Source organism: Leisingera thetidis, assembly GCF_025857195.1.
Classification (GTDB): domain Bacteria; phylum Pseudomonadota; class Alphaproteobacteria; order Rhodobacterales; family Rhodobacteraceae; genus Leisingera; species Leisingera thetidis.
This window is the reverse complement of the sequence record NZ_CP109787.1, coordinates 1,382,936-1,406,165: the sequence shown is the minus strand read 5'-3', so window position 1 is coordinate 1,406,165 and position 23,230 is coordinate 1,382,936. Positions and strand designations below refer to the sequence as shown.

At 65.9% G+C, this 23,230-nt stretch carries 22 protein-coding genes and 5 tRNA genes; 10 read left to right on the top strand and 17 right to left on the bottom strand.

The genetic code is table 11. The features are described 5' to 3' along the window. The first annotated feature begins 165 nt into the window (after positions 1-165). Positions 166-387 (top strand): hypothetical protein, encoded by a 222-nt coding sequence (locus OKQ63_RS06750; RefSeq protein ID WP_264213182.1) that lies wholly within the window; start codon positions 166-168, stop codon positions 385-387. 69 nt (positions 388-456) lie between these two features. Further along, positions 457-855, top strand: coding sequence for a nuclear transport factor 2 family protein (locus OKQ63_RS06745; protein ID WP_264213181.1), 399 nt, complete (start codon positions 457-459; stop codon positions 853-855). Positions 856-933: 78 nt separating this feature from the next. Here OKQ63_RS06745 and OKQ63_RS06740 read toward each other — a convergent pair. From OKQ63_RS06740 to OKQ63_RS06730, 3 genes are all read right to left on the bottom strand, one after another. Continuing rightward, a tRNA-Asp gene (locus OKQ63_RS06740) sits at positions 934-1,010 on the bottom strand. 67 nt (positions 1,011-1,077) lie between these two features. Next, a tRNA-Asp gene (locus OKQ63_RS06735) sits at positions 1,078-1,154 on the bottom strand. A gap of 84 nt (positions 1,155-1,238) precedes the next feature. After that, positions 1,239-1,315, bottom strand: a tRNA-Asp gene (locus tag OKQ63_RS06730). A 289-nt stretch (positions 1,316-1,604) separates the two neighbouring features. Between OKQ63_RS06730 and OKQ63_RS06725 the strand changes: the two genes are divergently transcribed. Continuing rightward, entirely contained in the window at positions 1,605-2,489 is an 885-nt protein-coding gene (locus OKQ63_RS06725; protein WP_264213180.1) for a calcium-binding protein, read from the top strand. A 73-nt stretch (positions 2,490-2,562) separates the two neighbouring features. Here OKQ63_RS06725 and OKQ63_RS06720 read toward each other — a convergent pair. From OKQ63_RS06720 to OKQ63_RS06700, 5 genes are all read right to left on the bottom strand, one after another. Further along, a tRNA-Val gene (locus tag OKQ63_RS06720) sits at positions 2,563-2,638 on the bottom strand. Between the two features lie 75 nt (positions 2,639-2,713). After that, positions 2,714-3,283 (bottom strand): histidine phosphatase family protein, encoded by a 570-nt coding sequence (locus OKQ63_RS06715; protein WP_264213179.1) that lies wholly within the window; start codon positions 3,281-3,283, stop codon positions 2,714-2,716. A gap of 122 nt (positions 3,284-3,405) precedes the next feature. Further along, positions 3,406-3,480 (bottom strand) — tRNA-Val (locus tag OKQ63_RS06710). A 13-nt stretch (positions 3,481-3,493) separates the two neighbouring features. Next, the gene (locus OKQ63_RS06705) at positions 3,494-4,060 is read right to left on the bottom strand and encodes an HU family DNA-binding protein (RefSeq protein ID WP_264213178.1); all 567 of its coding nucleotides are present in this window, start codon (positions 4,058-4,060) and stop codon (positions 3,494-3,496) included. A gap of 121 nt (positions 4,061-4,181) precedes the next feature. After that, entirely contained in the window at positions 4,182-4,637 is a 456-nt protein-coding gene (locus OKQ63_RS06700; RefSeq protein WP_264213177.1) for an Lrp/AsnC family transcriptional regulator, read from the bottom strand. 132 nt (positions 4,638-4,769) lie between these two features. Here OKQ63_RS06700 and OKQ63_RS06695 point away from each other — a divergent pair, with 132 nt between their 5' ends. Further along, complete coding sequence (locus OKQ63_RS06695) at positions 4,770-5,825, top strand: Leu/Phe/Val dehydrogenase (protein ID WP_264213176.1); 1,056 nt, start codon at positions 4,770-4,772, stop codon at positions 5,823-5,825. A 316-nt stretch (positions 5,826-6,141) separates the two neighbouring features. Here OKQ63_RS06695 and lon read toward each other — a convergent pair whose 3' ends face one another. From lon to tgt, 3 genes are all read right to left on the bottom strand, one after another. Beyond that, positions 6,142-8,553 (bottom strand): endopeptidase La, encoded by a 2,412-nt coding sequence (gene lon, locus OKQ63_RS06690; protein ID WP_264213175.1) that lies wholly within the window; start codon positions 8,551-8,553, stop codon positions 6,142-6,144. A 236-nt stretch (positions 8,554-8,789) separates the two neighbouring features. Next, positions 8,790-9,449: a hypothetical protein gene (locus OKQ63_RS06685; RefSeq protein WP_264213174.1), complete on the bottom strand. Its 660-nt coding sequence runs from the start codon at positions 9,447-9,449 to the stop codon at positions 8,790-8,792. A 71-nt stretch (positions 9,450-9,520) separates the two neighbouring features. Further along, positions 9,521-10,651: a tRNA guanosine(34) transglycosylase Tgt gene (tgt, locus tag OKQ63_RS06680; RefSeq protein WP_264213173.1), complete on the bottom strand. Its 1,131-nt coding sequence runs from the start codon at positions 10,649-10,651 to the stop codon at positions 9,521-9,523. A 69-nt stretch (positions 10,652-10,720) separates the two neighbouring features. On the opposite strand from tgt, the gene rimK reads away from it, so the two are divergent. The 3 genes from rimK to OKQ63_RS06665 are packed head-to-tail and all read left to right on the top strand — an operon-like array spanning position 10,721 to position 13,380. Continuing rightward, a complete protein-coding gene (rimK, locus tag OKQ63_RS06675; RefSeq protein ID WP_264213172.1) occupies positions 10,721-12,154 on the top strand; it encodes a 30S ribosomal protein S6--L-glutamate ligase in 1,434 nt (477 codons plus the stop codon). A 57-nt stretch (positions 12,155-12,211) separates the two neighbouring features. Then, positions 12,212-13,102, top strand: coding sequence for an SPFH domain-containing protein (locus OKQ63_RS06670; protein ID WP_264213171.1), 891 nt, complete (start codon positions 12,212-12,214; stop codon positions 13,100-13,102). Beyond that, positions 13,102-13,380 carry an NfeD family protein gene (locus OKQ63_RS06665; RefSeq protein WP_264213170.1) on the top strand — a complete coding sequence of 93 codons (279 nt, stop codon included), beginning with the start codon at positions 13,102-13,104 and terminating at the stop codon, positions 13,378-13,380. Before OKQ63_RS06670 ends, OKQ63_RS06665 begins: the two co-directional genes overlap by 1 nt. 61 nt (positions 13,381-13,441) lie before the next feature. Here OKQ63_RS06665 and OKQ63_RS06660 read toward each other — a convergent pair whose 3' ends face one another. Beyond that, positions 13,442-14,200: a hypothetical protein gene (locus OKQ63_RS06660; RefSeq protein ID WP_264213169.1), complete on the bottom strand. Its 759-nt coding sequence runs from the start codon at positions 14,198-14,200 to the stop codon at positions 13,442-13,444. 239 nt (positions 14,201-14,439) lie between these two features. On the opposite strand from OKQ63_RS06660, the gene OKQ63_RS06655 reads away from it, so the two are divergent. From OKQ63_RS06655 to tpiA, 3 genes are all read left to right on the top strand, one after another. Next, positions 14,440-14,802 carry an SUF system Fe-S cluster assembly protein gene (locus OKQ63_RS06655; RefSeq protein ID WP_264213168.1) on the top strand — a complete coding sequence of 121 codons (363 nt, stop codon included), beginning with the start codon at positions 14,440-14,442 and terminating at the stop codon, positions 14,800-14,802. A 110-nt stretch (positions 14,803-14,912) separates the two neighbouring features. Continuing rightward, positions 14,913-15,272, top strand: coding sequence for a HesB/IscA family protein (locus OKQ63_RS06650; protein ID WP_264213167.1), 360 nt, complete (start codon positions 14,913-14,915; stop codon positions 15,270-15,272). A 136-nt stretch (positions 15,273-15,408) separates the two neighbouring features. Beyond that, positions 15,409-16,158 (top strand): triose-phosphate isomerase, encoded by a 750-nt coding sequence (gene tpiA / locus OKQ63_RS06645; RefSeq protein WP_264213166.1) that lies wholly within the window; start codon positions 15,409-15,411, stop codon positions 16,156-16,158. Between the two features lie 213 nt (positions 16,159-16,371). Here tpiA and OKQ63_RS06640 read toward each other — a convergent pair whose 3' ends face one another. The 5 genes from OKQ63_RS06640 to OKQ63_RS06620 all read right to left on the bottom strand — a co-directional run bounded on the left by OKQ63_RS06640 (position 16,372) and on the right by OKQ63_RS06620 (position 23,189). Next, positions 16,372-17,748: a TRAP transporter large permease gene (locus OKQ63_RS06640; RefSeq protein WP_264213165.1), complete on the bottom strand. Its 1,377-nt coding sequence runs from the start codon at positions 17,746-17,748 to the stop codon at positions 16,372-16,374. Next, positions 17,748-18,425 (bottom strand): TRAP transporter small permease, encoded by a 678-nt coding sequence (locus OKQ63_RS06635; protein WP_264213164.1) that lies wholly within the window; start codon positions 18,423-18,425, stop codon positions 17,748-17,750. The genes OKQ63_RS06640 and OKQ63_RS06635 overlap by 1 nt, the downstream gene beginning before the upstream one ends. A 101-nt stretch (positions 18,426-18,526) precedes the next feature. Next, complete coding sequence (locus OKQ63_RS06630; protein ID WP_264213163.1) at positions 18,527-19,528, bottom strand: DctP family TRAP transporter solute-binding subunit; 1,002 nt, start codon at positions 19,526-19,528, stop codon at positions 18,527-18,529. Positions 19,529-20,217: 689 nt separating this feature from the next. Beyond that, a complete protein-coding gene (locus OKQ63_RS06625; protein WP_264213162.1) occupies positions 20,218-21,447 on the bottom strand; it encodes a sigma-54-dependent transcriptional regulator in 1,230 nt (409 codons plus the stop codon). Next, complete coding sequence (locus OKQ63_RS06620) at positions 21,444-23,189, bottom strand: sensor histidine kinase (RefSeq protein ID WP_264213161.1); 1,746 nt, start codon at positions 23,187-23,189, stop codon at positions 21,444-21,446. The genes OKQ63_RS06625 and OKQ63_RS06620 overlap by 4 nt, the downstream gene beginning before the upstream one ends. Positions 23,190-23,230: the final 41 nt, after the last annotated feature.

Genomic DNA, 23,230 nt, shown 5'->3' with positions numbered 1-23,230 from the left:
CACCGGCCTGCGGCCGTTCTGCCTGCCGGCCGCGGATGGCTGGACCCCGGCTGCCCCGCTCCCCATTTTTTACCAGCATTTTATTCCCCGGCCGCAACCGGTTAAGACTTGATTATCGCCCCCTGCCGCACTCTGGCCGCAGCCCCTTGCAGATGGAGACAGCACATGCCGCAAAGCAGGTTCAAGCGCCCGCCAGGCTTCGAAGGCAATCAGACCGATCCGGAAGAAAGCTACCGGGCCGGCTATCAGCACAGCGGCCGCGTCATACTGCGGTTTCTGGAATCCAGCCCCGAACCGGACCTCGAGCGTCTCAGGAAATGGGTGGATGCCGAATTGACCGGCTGGCGCCACGACACGGAGGCGCAACCAACCCCGCCGGAGCTGTGACCCCCCGCCCGCCGCTTGCCGGGACCACTGCGCCTTGCCAGAAGCACTTCTGCCCGTCAGGCTGGCGCCATGACCGGAACACCGAGACAGATTCTGACTGACGGGCCCCTGCTGGCCTCTATCCTCGCCCTGGAAACCAAGGTCTGGGAAGCACTGGCAGCCGGCGATCCGGAGGCCGACGGCCGGATGCTGTCGGAGGATTTTCTCGGCGTCTACCCCAGCGGGTTTTCCGGCAAGGCCGGCCATTGCAGCCAGCTGGCGGACGGGCCGGTGATGGCGGAGTACCGTCTCAGCCAGGCGCGGCTGCGGGTCATTGCGGAGGGCGCCGTGCTGCTGAGCTACCGTGCGGACTACCGGCCAGCGAACAGCCGCAGCTGGAACAGGATGCTGATTTCCTCTCTCTGGGAGAAAGGCGCGGAAGGCTGGCTCAACACTTTCAGCCAGGACACGCCGGAAACCGGTGCCTGAGACCGGCAGCCGGACACGCAGGCGGATACCATGGCGGCAGGGACGGCAGGACGGCTGAAGATATGCTCCGGGAGAAAATGGCGCGGTTGACGGGGCTCGAACCCGCGACCCCCGGCGTGACAGGCCGGTACTCTAACCAGCTGAGCTACAACCGCGCATGCGCCTTTCGGCTTTGGTCCCCGTCCGGGGCGGACCCTGGAACGCCAGGGCGGCGGGCGAAAGTGGCGCGGTTGACGGGGCTCGAACCCGCGACCCCCGGCGTGACAGGCCGGTACTCTAACCAACTGAGCTACAACCGCATTTTCGCCTTGCGGCGGACCGTCTCCAGTCCAAGTCCCCTCCGGGGCGGATCCCGTTTCAGCCCCGGGACAGGGGCGCAGCAGTGGCGCGGTTGACGGGGCTCGAACCCGCGACCCCCGGCGTGACAGGCCGGTACTCTAACCAACTGAGCTACAACCGCCCGCTGCGCATCCAGCATCGCTGCTGAATGTTGGGCTGTAATATTCTCCACCCCCTGTACCGTCAAGCGGAGTTTTGGCATTTTCTGCACCCAAGGCGAAAAAAATTCCCGCACCACCCTAACCATACGGAATTTAGGGATTTTTTGCGCATTGACCGGCGCGGCCGCAGCTGCCCTTCGCCCAACAGTGCACAGGCCGCAGCAAATGCGGCCCCAGCACCACCCTTGCCGCAGCCGCGGTGCGCGCTCTTGTTAAAGCGATATGCCCGCTTCAACTGGAGGAGACCGCATGTTTTTCGTCTATACCGGATCCCCCCTTCAAACCGGCAACCTCGGCCTGGAAGGCGCGCTGAAGGCAACCCCCGCGTCCTTGCAGGACGAGTTCAGTTTTGCGCTTGACCTGGTTTGGGTGCTGCTGCCGCTTGCCGAACAGTTTGCCGCCCTGCAGACAGGGGTCATCGACATTGTCGTCTCCGAAACGCCGCGGCCCGACCTGGAAGGCTTCTTACAGTATGTGGCCGAAGATGACGGCGATCTCTTCCTGTTCGAGGATGCGTTTCCGGCCGCCACATCCGGAGACGATACGGTGCAGCTTGGGACGGCCGGATTCGACATCGAAATTGACGGGCTGCGCGGCAACGACAGGATTGTTGCGGGCAGCGGTGCCGATGATCTGCGCGGCTCCGGCGGCAATGACACGCTCCGGGCAAATGACGGAAGGGATTACCTTGGCGGGGGCTCCGGACGCGACACGCTGTCCGGCGGCGCAGGTGCCGACACCCTGAAGGGCGGCAACGGCGCTGACCGGCTTGCCGGCAACAACGGGGCTGACATTCTGCGCGGCGGCGGCGGCGCCGATCTTTTGATTGGCGGAAAAGGAAAAGACACCCTGAAGGGCGGCGCGGGGAACGACACCCTTCTCGGCGGAGGCGGAGACGACGTTTTCGTGTTCTCCGGCCGCTTCGGCGACGATGTAATCAACGGATTCGCGGCCGGCGGAGCTGACGGGCAAATCGACCTGAGCGGTGTTGACGGCATCCGCGGCCTTCGCGACCTGCGCCAGAACCACCTGTCGCAGCAAGGTGATGACGCGGTCATCCACGACGGCAGCAACAGCATCACCCTGTCCGGAACCGACATGGGCGCGCTGACGGCGGATGACTTCATTTTCTGAGCTTCAGCCACCCCTAAACAACCGCCGCAGCCAGCCGGGAGGCAGGTTCAAAGGCTCTGTGCTCGGGAAGGGATGGTGGGTCGTGAGAGGCTCGAACTCCCGACATCTTCGGTGTAAACGAAGCGCTCTACCAACTGAGCTAACGACCCGGTGAGCGGGGATTTAGCCAATGGCGCCGGGCAGCGCAAGAGCAAAAAGAAAGATTTCCCGCCCTGCCCTCCGGGTTACTCCAGAACGGTTTCCGTTCCGTTTTCCAGCACGTAGACACAGCCCTGCCCGTTCGGCAGAACTGCCATCCGCTCACGGGGCAGCCCGCAAATGATACCGCGCATCACCTGCCCCAGCAAACCATGCGCCACCACCACCGAAGGACCGGCCAGAGACCGCAGGAAATCGAGGATCCGGGCATGAAAACCGGCATAGCCCTCGCCGCCCGGCGCTTCGCAGAACAGATCCAGGTTGCAGGGGTTGGCGCCATGGATCTGCGGATACTGCTGTGCGACCTCGTCCAGCGTCATGCCCTGAAAATCTCCGGCAAAGGCCTCCGCCAGGCGGGCATCGGTCACAAAAGGCGCCCCGCCCAAAGCGATATCCGCAGTCTGCTGCGCCCGACCCAGCGGCGACACGAAACAGGCCGGGTTCTGCGCCATCACCGGCGCCATCAGCTGCGCCTGCTTGCGGGCGTGGTCAAGCCCCAGCGGTGTCAGCGGCGATTCCAGCTGTCCCTGAATGCGCCGCTCGGCGTTCCATTCGGTCTGCCCGTGCCGCAGCAGCCAGATCTTCGGAAATTGCATCGCATGCCCCCTGCTCGGTTTTACCGGCAAAGTGGTAACGGCAAGCCGCCGGCAACGGAACCCCGGAAAGTGCGGAAAAGAAAAAGGCGCTCAACCTTTGCAGGGAGCGCCTTTCAGAAGAATGGTGGGTGATAAGAGATTTGAACTCCTGACATCTTCGATGTGAACGAAGCGCTCTACCACTGAGCTAATCACCCGTGAGGCAGGCTTTTACCCGTCCGATGCGGCCTCCGCAAGAGGGTCCTTGGAAGAATTTCGGTCTTCTTCCGCAATTTCTGATGCCGCCCCTTTGGCCGCTTCGGGCCGGCGCAGCTTGCAGACAAATACCTTGCCGTTGCTGCGCTCCTGGCTGCGGTTGATCTTCAGCTTGCCGAACGGCTTGAGATTCAGCTCGCGCCCCTCTGCAATCGCCTCGCCCAGCAGCCCCAGAACCGCTTCCACAACCGGCTTGGCATCCTTTTTCTTGATGCCCGAGCGTTCCACCGCCTGCTCGACCAGCTCCTTCTTGCCCAGCTCGGGCGCCGCGACAACCGGGGCAGCCGCGGCAACAACCACCGGCTCCGGCGCGGCAGAGCCCCCGGCCGCAGGCGCGGCCTGCGGCAGCTTGCCGGCCGCGGTGCCCGTGACCGGCGGCGGCGCGGCATCCGGCCCGGCGGCTGCAGAAGCCGCGGCGGATTTGCCCGCCGAGGCGGTCAGCGTGCCCGGCTTGCGGGAGGAGGTCTTGCGCGTGCTGGTGTTGCGGGCGGATGCGCCGCCCTTGCTTGTTGCTCTTGCCATGTCATGCTCCATTGAGCTGTTTTCTGCCCTCTCCGCGGCCGGGGCTTCGGTTGGCTGCCGGCTGGAAAAAGCCTGTCCTGTGCCGCCAGCCTAGCACAGCTGGACCGCAGGCGTGAACCAATTAGCAGTCCGGCAGGGCATCGCGCCGGATCATCGTGCGCAGGGTGAAGCTGGAGCGGGTGTTGCGGATACCGGGCACCCGCATCAGCCGGTCCTCCAGGAACCGGTCGAAATCCGGCAGGTCCTCGGCCACCACCCGCAGCAGGATATCCCGCGTTCCGGTCATCAGATAGCACTCCATCACCTGGTCGAACCGGCGCACCGCGTTTTCAAAGGCGCTCAGCGCCTCCGCGGATTGTTTCTCCAGCTCGACCGCGACAAATATGGTGACCGGAAGCCCCAGCTTGGCCTGATCGACGCGGGCCGAATAGCCGCAGATCACGCCCCGCTCCTCCAGCAGGGCGACCCGGCGGGCGCAGGGCGTCGGCGACAGGCCGACCATGGCGGACAGGTCTGAAATCTTCAGGCGGCCATTGCGCTGAAGCGCGGCGACAATCTTGCGGTCAATCGAATCCATGGAGGTTTCCCGTGCTTTTGGCGGCCTTGTTGGAGAATACCACCAAACTTCACAAGTCCGGCATGGATTTTTGGTGAAAACCCGCGCCGCCGCCCCAGTATTATCGGGGCGATTTGAGGAGGAGCGATCCAGATGACAGTGACTGCCGTCGCATCAGGCACCCATGAGGAAATCTACCGGGTCGAGGAGCCATCGGTTGGCCTCCTGGGCTTTATTGCCGTCCATTCCACCCGGCTGGGCCCGGCTGCCGGGGGGCTGCGGATGCGCCCTTACGCCAGCGAAGAGGACGCGCTGACCGACGTTCTGCGGCTGAGCGAAGGCATGACGTACAAAAATGCCGCCGCCGGGCTGGCACTGGGCGGCGGCAAGGCGGTGATCATCGGCGATCCGGCCACAAGCAAGACGCCTGAGCTGCTGCGCGCCTTCGGCCGCGCGATCGAAGGGCTGGACGGCCGCTACATCACCGCCGAGGACATGGGCATGAGCCCGGCGGACCTCGCCGTTCTGGCGGAGGAAACCCGGTTTGCGGCAGGCCTTCCCGACGGCGAATTCGCCAGCGGCGATCCCTCGCCCGTCACCGCACGCGGCATTTTCAACGCAATCCGGACCGCCCGCGCGCACAAGCATGGCAGCCGTGACCTCGGCGGCGTCACGATTGCCGTGCAGGGGCTGGGCCATGTCGGCTGGTATCTCTGCCAGTTCCTGAAAGAGGCCGGCGCCAAGCTGATCGTCACCGACATCGACGAGACCCGCGTGGAGCAGGCGATTGCCGCGTTCGGCGCCAGGGCGGTGCCGCTGGCCGGCATCTACGGCGCCGATGCAGACATCTTTGCGCCCTGCGCCATCGGCGGCATCCTGAACGCCCGCACCATCCCGCAGCTGAAGGCGGACATTGTCGCAGGCGGCGCCAACAACCAGCTGGCCACTGCAGCGGACGCCGCCGCGCTGCACGCACGCGGCATTCTCTACGCGCCGGACTTCGTCGCCAATGGCGGCGGCATCATCAACGTGGCGACCGAAATCCTGCGGATCAAGGACCGCGAAGGCTTTGTTGCCGAGAAGCTGAAGGCGCTCGACGAGACAATGGCGGCGATTCTGACCCAGGCCGAAGCTGCGGATGCCAGCCCGGCAGAAATGGCCATCGCCACGGTGCAAGCAAAAATGGCCCGGTCCAGCAAAGCCGCCTGACGCCGGCAGCCTGCTGATGCGGCCCCCGGGCCGCACCGCCCTGCGGCGCGCGCAGGCGGCGTCCGGTCCACGGAGCAGGCAGACTGCCCCGGCACGGGGCAGGCTGCGCGCCGGACCGGAAACCGGTCCGGCGCCACGCCCAACGGCCGCGGATGCGCCCCGGCGCATCCTGCGGCCGGCGGGAGCCCTGCCCGGCTCCGGAGCCGAAGCCCCCTGAACAGCATGCCCCGGCAAGAAGGGCCAGAACGGAAGAGACCACCTGAAAAGGGCGGCCCCGCGGGACCGCCCTTTCTTTTTTGCGGGATCTCCGGCCGGATCAGTGGGCTGTCGCCCCCGCCCCTTCGCCGGATCCCTTCAGGGCTGCCTTGGCCGCGGCTGCTTCCTCGGCCGCCTCATCCCATTCGATGGGTTCAGGCTTGGACACCAGCGCATGGTCCAGAACTTCCGACACATGCGAGACCGGGATGATTTCCAGCCCCTCTTTCACGTTGGCGGGAATGTCCGGCAGGTCCTTTTCATTCTCCTGCGGGATCAGCACCGTCTTGACGCCGCCGCGCAGCGCCGCCAGCAGTTTTTCCTTGAGCCCGCCGATTGCCAGCGCATTGCCGCGCAGGGTCACCTCGCCGGTCATGGCGATATCCTTGCGCACGGGGATGCCGGTCAGCACCGACACGATCGAGGTCACCATGGCAAGGCCGGCCGACGGCCCGTCCTTGGGCGTTGCCCCTTCCGGCACGTGCACGTGGATGTCCCAGTGGTCGAACTTCGGCGGCTTGATGCCCAGCTTCGGCGATACCGAACGGACATAGCTGGAGGCCGCCTCGATCGATTCCTTCATCACGTCGCCCAGCTTGCCGGTGGTCTTCATCCGGCCCTTGCCGGGCAGCCGCAGCGCCTCGATCGACAACAGTTCGCCGCCGACGGAGGTATAGGCAAGCCCGGTCACCACGCCGACCTGGTCTTCCTTCTCGGCCAGGCCGAAACGGAATTTCGGCACGCCCAGGAAATCATCGAGGTTCTCCGCCGTGACCGTCACGCTGTCGGCCTCTTTCTTGATGATCTTGGTCAGCGACTTGCGCGCCACCTTGGCGATCTCGCGCTCCAGGTTCCGCACGCCGGCCTCGCGGGTGTAGGTGCGGATCATCTCGGTCACCGCCTCCTCGGTCAGCTCGAACTCCTTGGCCTTCAGGCCGTGGTTCTTCACCTGCTTGGAAATCAGGTGCTGCTTGGCGATCTCGCGCTTTTCATCCTCGGTGTAGCCCGACAGCGGAATGATCTCCATCCGGTCCAAGAGCGGCCCCGGCATGTTGTAGCTGTTAGAGGTGGTCAGGAACATCACGTTCGACAGATCGTATTCCACCTCAAGGTAGTGGTCCATGAAGGTGTTGTTCTGTTCCGGATCCAGCACCTCCAGCATGGCGCTCGCCGGGTCGCCGCGGAAATCCTGGCCCATCTTGTCGATTTCATCGAGCAGGATCAGCGGGTTGGTGGTTTTCGCCTTCTTCAGCGCCTGGATGATCTTGCCCGGCATCGAACCGATGTAGGTGCGGCGGTGGCCGCGGATCTCGGACTCGTCGCGCACGCCGCCCAAGCTGATGCGGATGAACTCGCGCCCCGTCGCCTTGGCCACCGATTTGCCCAGCGAGGTCTTGCCCACGCCCGGCGGGCCGACGAGGCACAGGATCGGCCCCTTCAGCTTGACCGAACGCTGCTGCACCGCCAGGTACTCGACGATCCGCTCCTTGACCTTCTCAAGCCCGTAGTGATCCGCATCCAGGATCTCCTGCGCCTTGTTCAGGTCCTTCTTGACGCGCGACTTGGTGCCCCACGGGATCGACAGCATCCAGTCGAGATAGTTGCGCACCACGGTCGCCTCGGCCGACATCGGCGACATGTTCTTGAGCTTCTTCAGCTCGGCATCGGCCTTCTCGCGCGCCTCTTTCGACAGTTTGGTGGCGGCGATCTTCTCTTCCAGCTCGGCGATTTCGCCGGCGCCCTCTTCGCCGTCGCCCAGCTCCTTCTGAATGGCCTTCATCTGCTCATTCAGATAATATTCGCGCTGGGTCTTCTCCATCTGCGATTTGACGCGGGTCTTGATCTTCTTCTCGACCTGCAGCACCGACATCTCGCCCTGCATCAGGCCATAGACCTTCTCCAGCCGCTCGCTGACGCTCAGCGTCTCCAGCAGTTCCTGCTTGCGGTCGACCTCGATGCCCAGATGGCCGGCCACCAGGTCGGCCAGCTTGGCCGGCTCGGCGGTCTCGCCGACGGCAGACAGCGCCTCCTCGGGGATGTTCTTGCGCACCTTGGCATAGCGCTCGAACTCGTCGCCGACGGTGCGCACCAGCGCCTCGGTGGTGGTGACGTCGCCGGGCATCTCCGCCAGTTCTTCGGCTTTCGCCTCGAAGAAATTGTCGTTCTCCAGAAACTCGGTGATCTTCACCCGGCTCTGGCCCTCGACCAGCACCTTGACGGTGCCATCGGGCAGCTTCAGCAGCTGCAGCACATTGGCCAGCACGCCGACGGTATAGATGCTGTCGGTTTCAGGGTCGTCCTCGGAAGGGTCGATCTGGCTGGACAGCAGGATCTGCTTGTCATCCGCCATCACCTCTTCCAGGGCGCGCACCGATTTTTCCCGGCCCACGAACAGCGGCACGATCATGTGGGGAAACACCACGATGTCGCGCAGCGGCAGGACTGGGTAGGAGGAATTGAGTGGCTCTTGCATACTCGGTCCTTTGGTTTGGCAAGACGGCCCGCCCCGGTCTTCGGCAGCGTTGGCCCGTCTCCTCATTGGATGTCTTTATCTGGGGGGATGGTTAACAGTTTTCAACCAGCCCGCCGCAAGGTCGGGACCCACCTTGCCCGCTGCGGGCCCGGACCACAAGGGCGCAAATAGGGAAAGGGTGAGCAAAGAACTAACGTTTGCCCGGCGGTCCGCCGGGCGGCCGGGCAGGACGGCGGTCAGCGGCGCCACAGCGTCACCAGGCCGCGCTCCAGCCGGCCCGCTGCGCCGGTTTCGCGGTAGATCCCGCTGATCCGGGACTGGTCGATCAGATACAGACGGTATTCCTGCCGCAGCACGTCTCCGGTTCCGGTGTCCGGGCTGGCTTGCATGTTCAGCCGCAGCAGCTGCTCCGGGCCGCAGGGCAAGGGGCCCAGCGCGATCTCGTCCAGAAAAACCTCGGCGCTGTCCGGCAGATCGCCGCGGCCTACGCTTGCGGCCCTCAGCCCTGTGCCCGGCTCCGGCGGCGCCCGGTCCTGGACCGCCACCGGCAGGAATCCCAGAACCGGCGAATCCGCCACCAGCCGGCCGTTCCTGAAATCCAGCGAAACCACATCGCCGGTGCGCTGCGGCAGCGGCAGCATTTCAACACGCCCTGCGGCGGCGAGCCCCATTTCGCCCGGCCCCTTGCGCATGATCCAGCGCCCGCGCAGCGCGCTGGACTTGCCCTTGAGCAGCTCCTCCAGGGTGAGTGCACAGCCGTCCAGCCGCGGCGCCTTGAAAAAAGACGAGGCTTCAGCCAGCGATCCCGGCGCACCGCCGCTTTGCGCGGTCTGCGCCTGCACGGCCGAACAGCCGCCGAGCATGGCCGCAACAGCAGCCGCACGCATCCAGGTCATTGCCATCCCCTCCGCTTTTTCGCGCCAGCATAGCAGAGAGGATCTTCACAACTGATGAACGGAACAGGCGGCTACAGCGGCTCGATATCGCCCTGCGCGCGGGTGCTGTGGAAATCCTGCTGCCAGGCCTCAAACGTGCCCGCCGCAATCGCCTCCCGCATGCCGCCCATGATGTCCTGGAAATAATGCAGGTTGTGCCAGGTCAGCAGCATCCCCGAGATCATCTCGTTGGAGCGGAACACATGGTGCAGATAGGCGCGGGAGTAGTTCGCGCAGGCCGGGCAGCCGCAGGCCTCGTCCAGCGGCCGCGGGTCGTCCTGGTGGCGGGCGTTCTTGATGTTCACCACGCCGTGACGGGTGAACGCCTGGCCGGTGCGGCCCGAGCGCGACGGCAGCACGCAGTCCATCATGTCGATGCCGCGGGCAACGGCGCCGACGATGTCGTCGGGCTTGCCCACCCCCATCAGATAGCGCGGCTTGTCCTCGGGCAGGAAACCGGGAGCGTAGTCGAGGCAGCCGAACATCGCCTCCTGCCCCTCGCCCACCGCAAGGCCGCCGACGGCGTAGCCCTCGAACCCGATTGCCTTCAGCGCTTCCGCCGATTCCTCGCGCAGGTCCGGCTCGAGCCCGCCCTGCATGATGCCGAACAGCGCATGCCCCGGCCGGTCGCCGAAGGCCGCGCGCGACCGCTCCGCCCAGCGCATCGACAGCCGCATCGATTCAGCGATCCGGTCCCGGTCCGCAGGCAGCGCCGGGCATTCGTCAAAGCACATCACGATGTCCGAACCCAAAAGCCGCTGGATCTCCATCGAGCGTTCCGGCGTCAGCTCGTGCTTGGAGCCGTCGATGTGGCTCTTGAAGGTGACGCCCTTCTCGGTCAGCTTGCGCAGGCCCGCCAGCGACATCACCTGAAAGCCGCCGGAATCGGTCAGGATCGGGCGCTCCCAGTTCATGAACCTGTGCAAGCCCCCCAAACGGTCGATGCGCTCGGCGCTGGGGCGCAGCATCAGGTGGTAGGTATTGCCCAGCAGGATATCGGCCCCCGTGGCGCGCACGCTTTCCGGCATCATCGCCTTGACCGTTGCGGCAGTGCCAACCGGCATGAAGGCAGGCGTGCGGATCTCGCCGCGCGGCGTATTGATGACACCTGTGCGCGCTTTGCCGTCCGTTGCCTTCAGTTCAAAGTTGAAAAGCTCTGCCATCTCGTATTCCTGCCGTTACCATGACACCGGCACACCGGTGATTCCCCCTAATGCCAAGGAGCCCCGCGCATGTCCACACAAGACCAGGCGCCGAAACTGAAACTCGGGTGGGAGGAGTGGGTCAGCCTGCCTGACCTCGGCCTGCCCGCGCTGCGCGCCAAAGTGGACACCGGCGCCCGCACCTCCGCCCTGCATGCAACCGAGATCGAGACCTTCGGGCCGGCCAATGCGCCCAAGGTGCGGTTCATGGTGCACCCGATCCCCGGCCAGTACGATCTGGAAATCCCCTGCTCGGCGCTGATCACCGACCGGCGCGAGGTCACCTCCTCCAACGGCGAAAGCGAGCTGCGCTTCGTGATCCGCACGCCGCTGCAGGTGGACGGCCAGAGCTGGCCGGTGGAGATCACCCTCACCGACCGGCGCGGCATGGCCAAGCACATGCTGCTGGGCCGCCAGGCGCTGACCGAAAACGTCACCGTGGTGCCGGGCGAGCGCATGTGCCAGCCGGAACTGGACTATTCCGTCTACGCCTCTGCCGCCATCCGCAAGGCGGCGCCGAACCGCGCCCTGCGCATCGCCGTGCTCAGCCGCGAGGACAATTATTCCACCCGCCGCCTGGTCGAGGAGGGCGAGAAGCGCGGTCATACGGTGGAGGTGATCAACACCACCCGCTGCTACATGGCGATCAACGCGCTGGCGCCGGAAATCCACTATGACGGCAACCGCCTGCCCCGCTATGACGCGGTGATCCCCCGGATCGGCGCCTCGGTCACCCAGTACGGCACCGCGCTGCTGCGCCAGTTCGAGACCCTGGGCACCTATTGCGTCAACGGCAGCGCCGGCATCACCGCCAGCCGCGACAAGCTGCACGCGCACCAGATGCTGGCGCGGCAGAAGATCGGCATGCCGTCGACCGCCTTTGCCGCCTCGCCCAAGGATACCGCCAACCTGATCGGCATCGCCGGCGGCGCGCCGCTGATCGTCAAGCTGCTGGAAAGCACCCAGGGCAAGGGCGTGGTGCTGGCCGAAACCAAGAAGGCCGCCGAAAGCGTCATCACCGCCTTCCGCGGCCTGCAGGCCAACTTCCTGGTGCAGCAGTTCGTCAAGGAGGCCGCGGGCGAGGACATCCGCTGCTTCGTGGTCGGCGCGCGGGTGGTCGCGGCGATGAAGCGTTCCGGCGCCGAGGGCGATTTCCGCTCCAACCTGCATCTCGGCGGCAGCGCCGAGGCGGTGCGCATCACCAAGGAGGAGCGCAGCACCGCGGTGCGCGCCGCCAAGGCCTTCCACCTCAATGTCGCGGGCGTCGACCTGCTGCGCTCGGACACCGGCCCCAAGGTGCTCGAGGTCAACTCCTCGCCCGGGCTGGAGGGCATCGAGAAAACCTCCGACAAGAATATCGCGGCGCTGATCTATGCCGAGATCGAAAACCACGTGCGCCCGACCCCGCTGCGCCGCAAGCTTGCAAAAACCCGGTCTGCCGCGGACAGCGGCAGCGACACTTGACCTGCCGCTGCGCACCGCCGATCCTTTGGTCAGGGCTTTGATACAGAAAGAACATTCATGAACGAAGACGACATTCTCGATCTGCTGTCCGGCAACCTGCTCTACCTGCTCGGGGCGGTGCTGCTGATCATCGTGGCGCTCAAGGGCATCCGCATCGTGCCGCAATCGGAGAAATACGTGGTCGAACGCTTCGGCCGCCTGCACTCGGTGCTGGGCCCGGGCATCAATTTCATCGTGCCCTTCCTCGATGTTGCGCGCCACAAGATCTCGATCCTCGAGCGCCAGCTGCCCAACGCCAGCCAGGACGCGATCACCAAGGACAACGTGCTGGTGCAGATCGACACCTCGGTGTTCTACCGCATCCTGGAGCCGGAAAAGACCGTCTACCGGATCCGCGACGTCGATGGCGCCATCGCCACCACCGTGGCCGGCATCGTGCGCGCCGAGATCGGCAAGATGGACCTGGACGAGGTGCAGGCCAACCGGTCGCAGCTGATCGGCCAGATCCAGGCCAGCGTCGAGACCGCGGTGGATGACTGGGGCATCGAGGTGACCCGCGCCGAGATCCTCGACGTGAACCTGGACCAGGCCACCCGCGACGCGATGCTGCAGCAGTTGAACGCCGAACGCGCCCGCCGCGCCGAGGTGACCAAGGCCGAGGGCCAGAAACGCGCGGTCGAATTGCAGGCCGACGCAGAGCTGTATGCCGCCGAACAGGCCGCCAAGGCGCGCCGCGTCCAGGCCCAGGCCGAAGCCTATGCAACCGGGGTGGTGGCCAAGGCGATCCGTGAATACGGCATCGAGGCGGCGCAGTACCAGGTGGCGCTGAAACAGGTCGAGGCGCTGAATGCGCTTGGCAACGGCGACGGCAAGCAGACCATTGTGGTGCCCGCCCACGCGCTGGAGGCCTTTGGCGATGCTTTCAAGCTGCTGAAGGGGGGCAAGTGATGGCGGGCCAGTTCTGGACGCTCTGGTGGGTCTGGGGCGCCGCGGCGCTGGTGCTCGGCATCCTCGAGGTGCTGGCGCCCGGGTTTGTCTTCCTCGGCTTTGCCATCGGCGCCGCCACCGTGGGACTGCTGCTGGCGCTGACCGGCGCCAGCTGGGGCCTGCCGCTGCTGCTGCTGGTCTTCGCCGCCCTGTCGCTCGCCGCCTGGCTGATCCTGCGCCGCGTCTTTGCCATGCCCGAAGGCCAGGTGAAGACCTTCGATCACGACATCAACGACTGAGCCAGCCCCGCTGCCGGGGCGGCAGGATGGCAGGCGGCGGCGCGGCGGAGCCGCCGCAGGCTCAGAACCGGAACCCGACCCCGGCCAGCAGCCCGTGGGTCACCGCATCATGGCGGAAGAACCCGGCGGTGCCGGGGGCACCCTCGCGGTAGTCCACCCCCAGCCCGCGGTACATCACATAGACCGAGGCCCGCTGCCAGCGGTCATAGACCAGCCCTCCCATGGCCGACCAGCTCTGTTCCGAGCCCGCGCCGAACCCGCCGATATCCCCTTCCAGCAGAATGCTGAACTCGGGCGACAGGCGGCGCTGCCAGCGCAGGCCGGCAATCGGATCGGTCCAGCCGGCGCCGCGCCGCAGGGCACCGCCGGGCAGTCCGGCCGTCACATCCACGTCCCAGTGGCGCAGCCCGCCGAACAGCTCGAACCGGTCCTGCCCGCGGCCGAAGCTGTAGGTCACCACCGCCTCCGCCACGTTCTGGTCGAACCCCGCCGTCAGCGGCCCGGCCGAGCTGGTGGCGCTGCTGTCGGAATCCAGCACCGAATACCGCAGCCGGAAGCCCAGGCCGCCCGCGTGCCTGCCCTCGAACTGCAGCATCCCGCCGGCCTGCAGCTGGTTCCAGACATCGCCCGCGTCGATCGACACATCGCCCCCGGCCCGGCCCAGCTCGGTGGAGCTGTCCACCGACGGCGCCAGCACAAACGGCGTCAGCTGCCATTCCCATGCGCCTTCGGCACAGGCTCCCGCAGCCCCCGACAGACCCGCAGCCAGCGCCAGCAGGGCGCGTGCAGCTGCTTGATGGGGCACAGACGGATTTGGCATGGTTCCTCCCCGTTCCTGCAGCCCCCCGCGGCACGGGCGGTCATCCGCGCCGGCCCGCTGCGTCCTGCAGCCAAAACAAAAACTTCCTGGGGGACCACAATTTAGCGCGGGAATCCGCTCAAATCAAATACTCACGAAGAAGTGATTAACAGAAGATTTCCACCGCTGGCCCCGCCGCCTCTGGACGCCGGGCCGCATATTCCCTATATAAACCGTCGGATAATCACACCGGGATCCCCATGACAAACCCTTCCGAACCGCTTGAAGGCGCACCGCTGATCGCGCCCTCCTCCGTCAGCCACCCGCTGTACGAGGCCGTGACAGATGCCTGCCGCACCGTCTATGACCCGGAAATCCCGGTGAATATTTACGAGCTGGGGCTGATCTACACCATCGATATCAATGACGAAAACGACGTGAAGATCATCATGACCCTGACCGCGCCGGGCTGTCCGGTGGCGGGCGAGATGCCGGGCTGGCTGGTCGATGCCATCTCGCCGGTGCCGGGGGTGAAAAGCGTTGATGTGGAACTCACCTGGGAGCCGCCCTGGGGCATGGAGATGATGTCCGACGAAGCGCGGCTCGAGCTTGGCTTCATGTAAGCCGCCGCACCCGGGCGGCGCCTGCCGCCGCTTTTCCGTGCCGTCCCGCCCTTGAGGCTTGTGCCCTGCGCGCCTAGATTGAAGGCAACGCGCGAATATTGGAGATCCGGATGTTTGGAATTCCCGGCAAACAGGCTGTGACGATGACGCCCAAGGCGGCGGCGCAGATTGCCAGGCTGATGCAGAAGGACGGCCATGCCGGCCTGCGCATCGGCGTCAAGAAAGGCGGCTGCGCAGGCATGGAATACACCATGGAATACGTCGAAGACCCCTCGCCCAACGACGAGGTGGTGGAACAGGACGGCGCCCGCATCCTGATCGCGCCGATGGCGCAGATGTTCCTGTTCGGCACCGAAATCGACTATGAGGTGACGCTGCTGGAAAGCGGCTTCAAGTTCAACAACCCCAATGTCGCCGAGGCCTGCGGCTGCGGCGAGTCGATCAGCTTCAAGGAACAGCCCGGCTCCTGAGCGGGCCACGGCCAGGGCGTGCAGCGGGCGGGGTCTTCCCCGCCCCTTTTGCGTTTCCGGCGCGCGCCAAGCGAATTGCGCCGCCCGCGCGCCGGTGCTACCAGTCACGCCCAAACAAAGGATCGGAGGCACCCCCATGCGGCGGAAACTGGCAGCAGGCAACTGGAAGATGAACGGCACCGGCGAAAGCCTGGCGGAACTGGCAGCCCTTGCCGAACGCCATCCCGGCCCGGCCGCGGACATCCTGATCTGCCCGCCCGCCACCCTGCTGTGGCGCGCCGCCGCCGCCGTTCAGGGCAGCGCTGTCGCCATCGGCGGCCAGGACTGCCACGCAGCGGCCTCCGGCGCCCATACCGGCGACCTCAGCGCTGCGATGCTGAAAGAGGCCGGCGCCAGCGCGGTGATCCTCGGCCACTCCGAACGCCGCGCCGACCACGGCGAGACTGACGCGCAGGTCTGCGCCAAGGCCGAAGCCGCCATTGCCGGAGGACTGACTGCCGTGATCTGCATCGGCGAAACCCTGGCGCAGCGCGAAGCGGGCGACACGCTGGCGGTTGCCGGCGCCCAGCTGGCGGGATCCGTCCCGGCAGCGGCCACTGGCGCCAGCACGGTCATCGCCTATGAACCGGTCTGGGCCATCGGCACCGGCAAGGTGCCGACGCTGGACCAGATCGCCGAGGTGCACGATTTCCTGCGCGCCGAACTCACCGCCCGGTTCGGGGCCGAAACCGCCGGCAGCATCCGCCTGCTCTACGGCGGCTCGGTCAAGCCGTCCAACGCCGCGGAGATATTCGCCGTCTCCAACGTCGACGGCGCGCTTGTCGGCGGCGCCAGCCTCAAGGCCGCGGATTTCTCCCCGATCATCTCCGCGCTGGAAACCAGCTGAACGGCGCGCTGCGGCGCGGGCTTCGGATTTGAGTATTTTCAGGAAAGATGAAGCCAATCAGTTTTCTTCTTTGCCTAAGTACTCCGGGGTGAATTGGCCAAGGGCCAAGAGGGGCAGCGCCCCTTTCCGAACTCAAGCCTGCGGGGCAGCGCCCCTGCCCTGAAACGAAAAGCGCCCCGGTTTCCCGGGGCGTTAATTTTTTTTCCAAACCGCCTAGTTGGTTATGATCTCCGGCCCCATCACCGCGTTGGGCAGCACGGTGGACAGCCACGGCACATAGGTGATCAGGATCAGGAACACGAACAGCACCGCCAGGAACGGCAGCGCCGCCCGCACCACCCCCATCATCGGCATCCCCGCCACGCCCGAGGTCACAAACAGGTTCAGGCCAACCGGCGGGGTGATCATGCCGATCTCCATGTTCACCACCATGATGATGCCCAGATGGATCGGGTCGATGCCCAGCTCGATGGCAATCGGGAACACCAGCGGCGCGACGATCACCAGCAGGCCCGACGGTTCCATGAACTGGCCGCCGATCAGCAGGATCACGTTCACGATCACCAGGAACATCACCGGGCCGAAGCCTGCAGACAGCATTGCATTGGCAATCTGCTGCGGCACCTGCTCGTCGGTCAGAACATGCTTCAGGATCAGCGCATTGGCGATCACGAACAGCAGTGTCACCGTCAGCTTGCCCGCCTCGAACAGCGTGTGCTTGGTATCGCTGTGCAAGAAGGCCGTGATCAGCGCATAAGGCTTGCGCAGCAGCGGCGTCTTTGCCTCGCCTTCGCGGTTCGACAGCGGCCCCATGTCCTTGTAGACAAAGCAGGCGATGAAGAAGGCATAGACCGCCGCCACCGCTGCCGCTTCGGTCGGGGTGAAGATGCCGCCGTAGATGCCGCCCAGAATGATCACGATCAGGAACAGGCCCCAGCCGGCATCGCGGGCCGACTCGAAGATCTCGCCCCAGCCCTTCCACTCGCCCTTGGGCAGGTTCTTGACCTTGGCCATCACATAGATGGTGACCATCAGCATCAGCCCCGCCATCAGGCCCGGGATGACACCGGCCAGGAACATCCGCCCCACCGACACTTCGACCGCCGCCGCATAGACCACCATCACGATCGACGGCGGGATCAGGATGCCCAGGGTGCCCGCGTTGCAGATCACCCCGGCCGCAAACTCCTTGGTGTAGCCCACCTGCCGCATGCCAGCGATCACGATGGAGCCGATCGCCACCACGGTGGCCGGCGAGGAGCCGGACAGCGCGGCAAACAGCATGCAGGCAAACACGCCCGCAATCGCCAGACCGCCCGGCAGATGGCCGACACAGGCGATGGAAAACCGGATGATCCGCCGCGCCACGCCGCCCGTGGTCATGAAGCTGGAGGCGAGGATAAAGAACGGGATCGCCAGCAGCGTGAAATGCCCCTCGAAGGCTTCAAACAGCGTGCCTGCCACGCTCGCCAGCGAGCTGTCGGAATAGATCAGCAGGAAGATGGTGGAGCTCAGCCCCAGCGACACCGCAATCGGCACCCCGATCAGCAAGAGGCCGATCACCATCGCAAAGAGAATGACAACTTCCATCAGTCCTGCTCCCCGCGCTTGGCCTGCACTTCCGCAATTTCGTCTTCAACTTCATGGCTGGCGACCAGCCGGTCGGCCTCGCCGCGGGCAATCTGCACCGCCGCCTGGGCAAAGCGGAACACCAGCAGCAGCATCGACACCGGCAGCACCACATAAGGCACCACTTTCGGCAGTTTCTCGTAGGAGTCGCCGTAATTGATCAGGTCTTCCAGAAACTTGAAGGCCCCCACCATCGGCACGTCCTGCACCTCATAGAAGCTCTGCGAGCGCGCCTTGAAATCCAGCCCGGTCGGGAACCAGCGCCCCGAGGTGGGCGGCAGATCGGCAAACACCGCCCAGTAGTCATAGGCGCCTTTCAGCAAAAGCAGCGAAAACACCAGGCAGCAGGCCACGGCAAACAGGCCCACTGCCCGCCGTGCGCCGGGCGCCAGCATGTTGACGATGGCATCGACGCCCAGATGCGCATGGGCCTTGACCGCATAGGACGCGCCCAGCAGCACCAGCCAGGCAAACAGGAACACAGTCAGCTCCAGCGCCCATAGAATGTTGGAATTGAACACAAACCGCGCAATCACATTGGCGAATGTAATCGCCGTCATCAGCCCCAGCAGGAGCGCGATCAGGGTTTCTTCGAGTGCGTTGATAAGCCCGCTCGGGCCGGTTCTGGACCCCGCCATGGCTGCCTCCCAAATTTTGCGGAAAAAGGGTGCAGGCGGCGGATCCCCGCACCGCCTGCGCTCGGGCGGCCCCGTTGCGGGCCTCCCGGAAAGGGCCTGTGTTACAGGCCTGCGTTGATGGCTTGCGCCGCGTCGATCTTCTCCTGGCCGACGTCGCCTGCGAATTTCTCCCAGACCGGCTTCATCGCCTCGACCCAGGCCGCGCGCTGCTCGGGCGTCAGCTCGCGCACCACGCCGCCGGCATTGATGATCGCCTGCTTGGCCTCGCCGTTCACCTTGGTGGATTCGGCGTTGCGCACCGCGGTCACCTCATTGAGGATGGTCAGGAACTGGTCGCGCACCTCCGGCTCCAGGCTGTCCAGCCAGTCGACGGAGGTCACCACCAGGTAATCCAGCGCGCCGTGGTTGGTCTCGGTAACGCCGTCCTGCACCTCAAAGAACTTCTTGCCGTAGATGTTGGACCAGGTGTTCTCCTGGCCGTCCACAACCCCCTGCTGCAGCGCGCCGTAGACCTCCGAGAACGCCATCTTCTGCGGGCTGCCGCCGATCGCTTCCATCTGCGCCACCAGCACGTCCGAGGACTGCACCCGGAACTTCAGCCCGTTGGCGTCCGACGGTTCCAGCAGCGGCTTGTTGGCCGACATCTGCTTCATGCCGTTGTGCCAGTAGGCCAGCCCCTGCAGGCCGCGGCGCTGCATGCTGTCGAGCATCGCCTGGCCGGTTTCCGAGCCCTGGAACGCATCCACCGCCTCGATGTTCTTGAACATGAACGGCAGGTCGAACAGGCGGAACTGCTTGGTGAACTTCTCGAATTTCGACAAGGACGGCGCCGCCAGCTGCACGTCGCCCTGCAGCATCGCTTCCAGCACCTTGTTGTCATTGTACAGCGTGGAGTTCGGATAGACTTCCAGGCACATGGTGCCGTTCATCTCCTCGTTCACGCGCTTTTCCAAAAGTGCGGCCGCAATCCCCTTGGGGTGCTTGTCGGTGTTGGTGACGTGGCTGAACTTCACCACGATTTCGCCATCATCGCAGGCCGCGCTTGCGGCGCCTGCGGTGACAGCCAGTGCCAGTGCGGTGGCGGCAGTTGCCAGGAATTTCATGGTCTTTTCCTCCCAGAAAAATCATCCGTAAATCCGATGTTGCATTCAGCGCATGGCTGAAGCCTGCTCAAAGCATCCCAAGTTGCGGAAAACCGCTCAACAATTGATTCGGGACTCACCGGACACCTGAATTTTCCGCATTTTTGCATAGACTTACCGACCGTCCCAACCGCGTGCAGGCCGCGCGGTCCGGAATCTGTGCGAAATCCCGCACAGGGCGCTTCCGGCTTTGTGCGGAAATCCGCACAAATGTTAGCGCCCGACAGGCCCAACAGGGAATCGCCCCTTTCTTCTGGCTGGAAATTTCCCCGTCCCACCGCCCGTCAGGCGGCTATGCCGCCGAGAGGGGAGGCATCCGGCCTCTCCGCAAACGCCGTCCGCCGGGGTGTTGCGGTCCCGGCGCACGCCCCGCTTGCCGCTCCTTAACCCCGCCCTGCGATACTGCTTCCCGTCGCGACACCAGGTGCGGACTGACACCCCGCACCGCCAGGAGACCACAGGGCCCCCCAGACCACCTCCTCATCGGGTGCAGGGGCGTCCCGCACCGAAGGCTTCAGCGGACATGGGATTAAAACCCCGTCCTCCCTCCGCCCATGGCCCCCTCCGGGGTTCCCGGCGGCGCCGCCTCCTTTACTGCCCCGGCCGCAGCGCCGGACCAGACGAATTGCAATGCCCCCGGCCCGGCGCCCTCAGCGGCGGTAATCCTCGGGCCGGACGCCATAGCGGGCCAGCTTGTCATAAAACGTCTTGCGCGGCAGCTTCAGGGCTTCGGCGGCCGCAGCCGCGCGCCCGTTGGCGCGGCCCAGCGCCGCAATCAGCAGCGAGCGCTCCACCTGCGCCATCTGCTCGGCCAGCCCCAGCCCCGCCGCAGCGGCGGCTTCCTCCGGCATGCCCAGCACAAACCGCATCGCCGCCGACATCAGCGAGCGCGCATTGCCCGGCCAGTCCTGCGCCATCAGCGCCGCCAGATGCTCCTGGCCGATCTTTGGCGCCGCAATCCCTGCCTGCTCCGCGGCCTGCGCCACGTAATGGCGGAACAGCACCGGAATATCGCCGGGGCGCTCCGCCAGCGACGGGATCCGCACCCGCATCACGTCCAGCCGGTAGAACAGATCCGGGCTGAACCCGCCCGCCGCCACCTTCTCCGCCAGAGCAGCGCTTGACCCGGCGATGATCCGCACGCCGCTGCCCTGTTCCAGATGCGCCAGCAGCGCATATTGCGCCGCTTCCGGCAGCGCCTGCACCTCGTCCAGAAACAGCGACCCGCCCGCCGCCTCCTGGCACAGCTGCGCCACGGTCTCTGCCGCCAGCCCGGCCGCCGGGCGTTTCACAAACGGTCCCTGCCCTGCAGGCGACATCAGGTGGATGACCTCCGCCACCTTGGAAATGCCGCTGCCCGGCGCGCCGGTGACCAGCACCTCCGCCCCCGTCGGCGCCACCGCCCGCACCCGCTGCCGCATCTCCTCGGCCTGCGGCGAGGTGCCGAACAAGAGCCGCGAGGCCGGATCGCCGGTTTCCAGCTGCCGCTTCAGCCGCCGGTTCTCCAGCACCAGCGCGCGGGTTTTCAGCGCCCGCTCCAGCACCGGCAGGAAATCCCCCGCCGCGCAGGGTTTCTCCAGGAAATCGAACGCCCCCTGCGACATCGCCTTCACCGCCATCGGAATGTCGCCCTCGCCGGTCAGCAGCACCACCGGCAGTTCCTCGTCAACCCCGCGGGCATAGTCCAGCAGGTGGAACCCGTCGCGCCCCGGCATCCGGATGTCCGACACGATGATCCCGCCGAACGCCGGGGTGATGTGATCCTTGGCCGCCACAAACGACCCGCAGACCACCGCCTCCAGCTCGTTCAGCTCCAGCGTCTGCGCCAGCGCCTCGCGCACCGCCGCATCGTCATCCACCAACAGCACCTTGCGGGTCATGCGGCATCATCCTTCTGTCCGGTTTCACGCCACGGCTCCAGCTCGACGGTGAACACCGCGCCGCCGCCGGTATTGGTGCCGCGGATATTGCCGCCAAAGCTCTGCACCAGGCCATAGGAAATCGACAGCCCCAGCCCCATGCCCTCGGAGCTGCCCACCGCCTTGGTCGAATAGAACGGGTCGAACATCTTCTCCGGCTCCTTGATGCCGGGGCCGCTGTCCTGCACCCGCACCTGCAGCCGCGCGCCGGTCCCGATGGAGACCGCAATCCTCTTCTCCGCCTGCCCCTGCATCGCATCGGCGGCATTGTTGATCAGGTTCACGAACACCTGCGTCAGCCGCACCTCGCCGCCCCAGGCATAGACCGGGTCGCGGTAGGCCTGCGCGTCCCAGCCCAGCGCCACCTGGTCCGCCTTCAGCCGCGGCGCGGTCAGCTCGGCGGCGGCAGTGATCACCTGCACCAGATCGACCCGGCCCATCGGCTCGCTCTCGTTGCGGGCGAATGCGCGCAGGTTCTTGATGATCCGCGCCATCCGCGCCGCCATGTCGGCAATCCGCCCCAGGTTTTCGCCGGTGCGCTCCGCCTTGCCGCGCGCCAAAAAAGCGGCGCCGTTCTCGGCATACTGCTGGATTGCCATCAGCGGCTGGTTCAGCTCATGGCTGATGCCCGCCGACATCTGCCCCAGCGCCGACAGCTTGCCCGCCTGCACCAGCTCCTGCTGCGCCCGTTTGAGGGCCGCCTCGGCCTCCATCCGCTCCCCCACCTCGCGGCGCAGCTGCGTGTTGGCCGCCGACAGGTCGCGGGTACGCTGCGCCACCCGGCTTTCCAGCACCGCATTGGCCTCGGCCAGGGTGCGGCGGCGCTCCATCACAAAGAACAGAATGGCGCCGAACGCCAGGCACACCGCCGCAAGTGCTGCCGCCTGCAGCAGCGCAATCCGCCGGGCCGGCGCCACATCCACCAGGATCTCCCCGGTCATGCCGATCACCGGCAGCCCCACCGTCAGGTGCAAGGCCCGCTGCGGCAGATACGGGCTGCCCTGCAGCGACCAGATCTCATGCCCCGCATGCATCCGCCTGGCCGTGACCCGCGGCACACCATCCGCCTGCGGCTGCCGCCAGAACAGCAGCTCCGAGCGGTTGGCGATGAACACCTCGCCGGATTCATCGGTGAAGAACACCGCCGGCAGCGAGCCGCGCCAGGTCTGCTCCACATCGGCGACATCGGCCACCACCACCAATGCGCCGCGCACCCGCCCGTCGGCCGCAAAGGCCGGCGCCGCATAGAAATAGGCGCGTTTGCCGTCCGGCTGCAGCACCCCGTGGCCGGTGCCCAGCGCCCCCTGCATCGCCCGGATGAAATAGCCCTCCCGTGCCACGCTGGCGCCGGTCACCCCTCCGGCGGCGGCCACCACGCGGCCGCCGGGGCCGGCAAAGAACACATCCAGCGCCGCGGTCTTGTCCGCCACCGAGCGCAGCAGCTCAGCCGCCTGCGCCCGTGCCGCAGGGGCAGAGAGATCCGCCAGCGCCGGGTGCTCCACGGTCAGCACCGCCAGCTCCTGATAGACCTGCAGCTGGGTGCTGACCCGGTCCGACGCCAGCGCCAGATCCGCCGCGCTGCGCTCGGCCAGGCTGTCCAGCGCCTGGCGGTAGCCATAGGACCAGACCGCCAGCGCCAGCGCCGCCACCGCCAGCAGGAACCCGGCCGGCAGGCTCCAGCGAAGATAGTTTTGTGTTTTCATGACGGCACGTTATCAGCCGCCCCCTTGCATTGGCCAGCCAT

Coding starts and splice junctions, on each gene's coding strand:
- OKQ63_RS06725 (WP_264213180.1), top strand. CDS start 1,605: ATGTTTTTCGTCTATACCGGATCCCCCCTTCAAACCGGCAACCTCGGC.
- lon (WP_264213175.1), bottom strand. CDS start 8,553: ATGCAAGAGCCACTCAATTCCTCCTACCCAGTCCTGCCGCTGCGCGAC.
- OKQ63_RS06640 (WP_264213165.1), bottom strand. CDS start 17,748: ATGGAAGTTGTCATTCTCTTTGCGATGGTGATCGGCCTCTTGCTGATC.
- OKQ63_RS06715 (WP_264213179.1), bottom strand. CDS start 3,283: ATGCAATTTCCGAAGATCTGGCTGCTGCGGCACGGGCAGACCGAATGG.
- rimK (WP_264213172.1), top strand. CDS start 10,721: ATGTCCACACAAGACCAGGCGCCGAAACTGAAACTCGGGTGGGAGGAG.
- OKQ63_RS06750 (WP_264213182.1), top strand. CDS start 166: ATGCCGCAAAGCAGGTTCAAGCGCCCGCCAGGCTTCGAAGGCAATCAG.
- OKQ63_RS06670 (WP_264213171.1), top strand. CDS start 12,212: ATGAACGAAGACGACATTCTCGATCTGCTGTCCGGCAACCTGCTCTAC.
- OKQ63_RS06665 (WP_264213170.1), top strand. CDS start 13,102: ATGGCGGGCCAGTTCTGGACGCTCTGGTGGGTCTGGGGCGCCGCGGCG.
- OKQ63_RS06700 (WP_264213177.1), bottom strand. CDS start 4,637: ATGGATTCGATTGACCGCAAGATTGTCGCCGCGCTTCAGCGCAATGGC.
- tpiA (WP_264213166.1), top strand. CDS start 15,409: ATGCGGCGGAAACTGGCAGCAGGCAACTGGAAGATGAACGGCACCGGC.
- OKQ63_RS06685 (WP_264213174.1), bottom strand. CDS start 9,449: ATGACCTGGATGCGTGCGGCTGCTGTTGCGGCCATGCTCGGCGGCTGT.
- OKQ63_RS06650 (WP_264213167.1), top strand. CDS start 14,913: ATGTTTGGAATTCCCGGCAAACAGGCTGTGACGATGACGCCCAAGGCG.
- tgt (WP_264213173.1), bottom strand. CDS start 10,651: ATGGCAGAGCTTTTCAACTTTGAACTGAAGGCAACGGACGGCAAAGCG.
- OKQ63_RS06635 (WP_264213164.1), bottom strand. CDS start 18,425: ATGGCGGGGTCCAGAACCGGCCCGAGCGGGCTTATCAACGCACTCGAA.
- OKQ63_RS06745 (WP_264213181.1), top strand. CDS start 457: ATGACCGGAACACCGAGACAGATTCTGACTGACGGGCCCCTGCTGGCC.
- OKQ63_RS06625 (WP_264213162.1), bottom strand. CDS start 21,447: ATGACCCGCAAGGTGCTGTTGGTGGATGACGATGCGGCGGTGCGCGAG.
- OKQ63_RS06660 (WP_264213169.1), bottom strand. CDS start 14,200: ATGCCAAATCCGTCTGTGCCCCATCAAGCAGCTGCACGCGCCCTGCTG.
- OKQ63_RS06630 (WP_264213163.1), bottom strand. CDS start 19,528: ATGAAATTCCTGGCAACTGCCGCCACCGCACTGGCACTGGCTGTCACC.
- OKQ63_RS06655 (WP_264213168.1), top strand. CDS start 14,440: ATGACAAACCCTTCCGAACCGCTTGAAGGCGCACCGCTGATCGCGCCC.
- OKQ63_RS06695 (WP_264213176.1), top strand. CDS start 4,770: ATGACAGTGACTGCCGTCGCATCAGGCACCCATGAGGAAATCTACCGG.
- OKQ63_RS06620 (WP_264213161.1), bottom strand. CDS start 23,189: ATGAAAACACAAAACTATCTTCGCTGGAGCCTGCCGGCCGGGTTCCTG.
- OKQ63_RS06705 (WP_264213178.1), bottom strand. CDS start 4,060: ATGGCAAGAGCAACAAGCAAGGGCGGCGCATCCGCCCGCAACACCAGC.